This is a genomic window from Microbacterium sp. K41 (assembly GCF_004794395.1).
Classification (GTDB): domain Bacteria; phylum Actinomycetota; class Actinomycetes; order Actinomycetales; family Microbacteriaceae; genus Microbacterium; species Microbacterium sufflavum.
In genome coordinates this window covers 1-357 of record NZ_SSDO01000371.1, presented here as the reverse complement: position 1 = coordinate 357, position 357 = coordinate 1, and the positions used below count along the sequence as shown (strand labels likewise).

The following is a 357-nucleotide window of genomic DNA, read 5'->3' as shown; positions in this document are numbered from 1 at the left end:
TGAGCACCTCCGCCGTCACGGTCGCGCCCTCGCGCACCGGGTGCAGCGCGGCCAGGGCGTCGAGCACCCGGCGTTCGGTGTCGGGATCCGTGAAGCGCAGGCCGATCTCCGCCGCCGCCTCCGCCGGCACCACGTTCGTGCGGGCTCCTCCGGCGATCGTGCCGACGTTGCACAGCACCGGACCGGGCAGGGCAGGATCCGCGACGATGCGTCGCACCGCGAGCAGCTGGTCGACGAGTTCGTCCACGGCCGAGATCCCGTGCTCCGGATCGAGGGCGGCGTGGGCGGCGCGCCCGGTGACCGAGAGGCGCACCCGCGCGCTGCCGCGACGGCCGACCTTGAGGGCGCCGTCGGGGT

1 protein-coding gene is annotated in these 357 nt (G+C 75.6%); it reads right to left on the bottom strand.

The window, feature by feature from the left end; genetic code table 11:
• Positions 1 to 357: peptidase dimerization domain-containing protein (locus DW309_RS11620; RefSeq protein ID WP_136045458.1), on the bottom strand; the 357-nt coding region annotated here is incomplete at both ends.